The 3,794-nt window shown below is 66.6% G+C and carries 3 protein-coding genes; 1 reads left to right on the top strand and 2 read right to left on the bottom strand.

The window, feature by feature from the left end:
• The first annotated feature begins 191 nt into the window (after nucleotides 1-191).
• Nucleotides 192-1,166: a tripartite tricarboxylate transporter substrate binding protein gene (locus IRZ12_RS16395; protein WP_296470766.1), complete on the top strand. Its 975-nt coding sequence runs from the start codon at nucleotides 192-194 to the stop codon at nucleotides 1,164-1,166.
• Nucleotides 1,167-1,199: 33 nt separating this feature from the next.
• Here the strand turns inward: IRZ12_RS16395 and IRZ12_RS16390 are convergent, their stop codons facing one another.
• Nucleotides 1,200-2,699 (bottom strand): class I adenylate-forming enzyme family protein, encoded by a 1,500-nt coding sequence (locus IRZ12_RS16390; protein ID WP_296470762.1) that lies wholly within the window; start codon nucleotides 2,697-2,699, stop codon nucleotides 1,200-1,202.
• Nucleotides 2,696-3,724: an alcohol dehydrogenase catalytic domain-containing protein gene (locus IRZ12_RS16385; protein WP_296470759.1), complete on the bottom strand. Its 1,029-nt coding sequence runs from the start codon at nucleotides 3,722-3,724 to the stop codon at nucleotides 2,696-2,698. Before IRZ12_RS16385 ends, IRZ12_RS16390 begins: the two co-directional genes overlap by 4 nt.
• Nucleotides 3,725-3,794 lie beyond the last annotated feature (70 nt).

Below are 3,794 nucleotides of genomic sequence, written 5' to 3'. Positions count from 1 at the left end.
GGCGAAGCATGGGGCGTGGGGAGGCGTTGACGTGGCGACATGGTATCGCTAATCTCGAAGTGCGTATTACAATCTAATTGTGCGTAATATGCACATAGCAACACTGTATAACCGGCGGCGGAAAAACCGGGTCCCCGCGCCGTATCATGCGTCGCTCTTCACTATCCGGGCTTGGCCCGCGGGAGTTCGCCATGTCGCTGCCACGTATTTTGCCGCGCGTTTCGCTGTCCCTGCTGCTAGCGGTTTGCCCGCTCGTCCAGGCGGCATCCTATCCTTCCAAGCCGGTCCGGCTCGTCGTGCCTTTCGTCGCGGGCGGGGCCGTCGATGCCGTGGCGCGCACCGTCGCGGCTCGCCTCGAGGCGGACCTGGGCCAGAAAGTCGTGGTCGAGAACCGCGCCGGCGCGTCCGGCAATATCGGGGCCGACCTGGTCGCCCGGGCGCCCGCGGATGGCTATACCTTGCTCCTGACCGCGTCGACGCTCGTGATCAACCCGCTGATCATGAAAGAGCGGCCGCCCTTCGATCCGGTCAAAGACCTGGCGCCGCTCGCCCTGGTCGCTTCCGGGCCGCTGTTGTTCGTGACGCCCCCTGCCACCCAGGTCGCGACGGTGCAGGATTTCGTCGCCCGGGCCAAGGCTGAGCCGGAGAAATTCAACTTTGCGGTCGGAGGCTTCGGTGCTGCCGGGCATCTCGCCGTGGAGTCCTTCAAGTATCGCGCTGGCCTGAAGGTCCCGACCATTTTGTACAAGGGGACCGCTCCCGCATTGGTCGATCTAATGGGAGGCCAGGTCAGTGGGATGATGGATCCGCTGCTGTCGTCGCTGCCCCCGGTCAAGGCGGGCAAGCTCAAGGCGCTGGCGGTCACCGGTCAGCGGCGCAGTCCGTTGGCGCCGGACGTGCCGACCTTTGCCGAGGCGGGATATCCCGAAGTCGATTTCTTTACCTGGTACGGGTTCTGGGGGCCGGCGAACCTTCCGGCGCCCGTGGTGGAGAAACTCGAAGCGGCCGTCAAGCGGATCGTCGCCGAGCCGGAAACCCGCGCTTGGTTCGCACGCCAAGGGCTGGAGCCGGCCGGCGTGACGGGAGCCCGGTTCCGCGCCTTCATCGACCAGGAGATCGCCAAGGCGCGCGAGATCGTGCAATTGGCGAACATCGTCGAGCAGTGATGCCGCCTGCGGCCGGGCCGCAGGCTTTTCCCTTCAGGAGGGCCCGCGTTCGGCGAGCAGGGCGCGCACCTTGGCACGCTGGATCTTGCCGTAGTGGGAGCGGGGAATACTCGTCACGAAGCGGATGATCCGGGGCTTCTTGAAGCCTGACAGCGATTGCCGGCAGTGTTCCACCAGCGTTTCCGCCTCGATGCGCGCGCCCTCGTTCAGCACGACCGCCGCGCCGATGACTTCTCCCCATTCCGGATCGGGCAGGCCGGCGGCGGCTGCGTCCGCGACGGCGGGGTGCGAGCACAGGGCACGTTCCACCTCGTCCGGCAGCACCGATTTTCCTCCCGTACGGATAACCTCTTTGAGCCTGCCGGTAATCCGCAGGATGCCAGATTCGTCGAGCACGCCCAGGTCGCCCGTGTGGAACCAGCCGCCGCGGAAGACTTGGGCGCTCAGTTCGGGCTGCTTCCAGTAGCCGGCGGCGACGTGGGCGCCGCGGATCAGCACCTCGCCTTCCACGCCGGCGGGCGCCGGCTGCCCATCGGACTCGATGCGAACTTCACAGCCGAAGAGCGGGCGGCCCACGCTGCGCATCGCTTGCGCGCGCGTGGTGGGGTCGGCCAGCGCCTGGGGCGGCTGGTAGCACGTCCAAGACGCTTCGGTCAGCCCGTAGAGTACGCCGAAGCGAGGACCAAAAGCCTCGATGGCGGCTTCGAAAATCTCCGGCGGAATCGCTGCTGCGCCCACGTCGATGCTGCGTAGCGCGGACAAGTCATAGTCGGCGGGGCAGGTTTCCTTGAGTAGCCTGGCCAGGTGCGTCGGTACCAACGAGGTCGAAGTGGCGCGGTGATGTGCCAACAACTCCAGGAAGCGCCGGGGCTGGAAGCGGCCTGCGAGCACGACCGCGCCGCCGGCCGCGAGCTGGGCCAGTACGATGATGGCCGCTATCGGCCACAGCGGCCGCATGTTGAGCATGACGTCGCCGGGCCCTTGGCCACGCGCCAGCACGATGTTCTGCAGCGCGGACGTCAGGCTGCCGTGCGTGATGACCACGGCCTTGGGTGCCCCCGTGCTGCCTCCGGTGTAGTTGAGCGAAGCCATGGCCTGCGGTCCGGGCAATGCGGCGGGCAGTGGCATCGTAGGGTTGTCGGCTGCCAGTGGCCGCAATTTCAGGCCGGGCACGCGCGCTGCGAGCGCGCGTGCGCGTTCGGCATAGTCTTCGCCGTAAGCGAGCATGCGCGCCTGCGCGTCGGTCAATTGGGCCGCCTGTTCTTCGGCGCTGAGGGCAGGGTCGAGCGGGACCCGCACCAGTCCGGCTGCCATCACGCCATAGTCCCACAATAGGTATTCCGGCGTGTTGTCGCCAAGAATGGCGACGCGTTCCTGTTCGTCCAGTCCGTCCGCGCGCAGGGCATGCCCCAAGCCGAATGCGCGCGAGGCCAATTGCGTGAAAGTGAGGGCGCTGCCGTCCCGGGCGTCGATGAGCGCCGGTTGATCAGGCCACTGTTGGGCGCAGCGCAGCAGCAACGCGCCGACGTTCATGACCAGCCCTGCATGACGACCCGCCCTTCCACGCCCTTGGTGTCGAGCAGTTCATGGGCGCGGCGGATTTCGGAGAAGGGCAGTTTCGCCGAAACGATAGGCCGGATCTGTCCCGCCACGAGCATCGCCAACGCCTGGCGGATATCTTCCAGCGTGCCGCTGCCTGAGCCCATGACCCGTATGCGCCGGCCGATGAGCAAGCCAGGCAATACGTCCACGGGATGGCCATCGATGTTGCCGAGGACCACCACTGTGCCGCCTTGGGCCATGGCACGCAGGGTTTCGGGCAGCGTCATGCCCAGGTTGTCGACTGCGACGTCCACGCCTTGCTTGCTGGTGAGGCGCCAAGCTTCGGCGCTGAACTTGAGGTCGGGGGATACGATGACTTCGTCGGCACCAAGTTCCCTGAGGTGGCCTGCCTTGGAGGGGCTAGACGTGACGGCAATGGATCGCGCGCCCAGGGCGCGCACGATCTGGATTTGGTGCATGCCCAGCCCGCCACTGGCCCCGGTGATGAGGACCGTGTCGCCCGGACTCGTGCCGGCCAGGGTGCGCAGCGCGCGCAGGCTGGTGCCGATGGGGCAGCACGATAGCGCCGCGGCTTCCCACGGTAATCCACGGGGAACGGGTATCGCCATCGGGGCGGGAACGCAAACATACTCGGCATAGCCGCCCACCGTGTCGACGGCCGGCAGGCCGAGCGCGCGGCACATATCCTGGCGGCCCCGCAGGCAGTTGCGGCACATGCCGCAGAACTGGCGCTGGTAGATCACGACCGGATCGCCCACGGCGTGCGTGATGACGCCTTCGCCCACCGCGACGACCTCTCCGGCGGTCTCGTGTCCCAGCACCACGCCCGTCTTGGCACCCGGCAACTTGCCGGCGCGGTGCAGAATGTCATGGTGGCAGATGCCTGCGGCCTGGACGCGGACGAGGACCTCCCCCGCCTTCGGCGTAGGGGTGGGGACGTCCCGGATCTCCAGCGAGTCGGGGCCCCCGAAAGCGGAAAGGAGTACAGCTTTCATGGCGTTTTCCCTGGTTTCTTAATGTGCGTTATATGCACATAATGTTTACTATATACACATTGCGCTATAG

Source organism: Pigmentiphaga sp., assembly GCF_019689535.1.
GTDB lineage: Bacteria > Pseudomonadota > Gammaproteobacteria > Burkholderiales > Burkholderiaceae_B > Pigmentiphaga.
The sequence above is the reverse complement of the archived record's forward strand: the minus strand, read 5'-3'. Positions and strand labels throughout refer to the sequence as shown.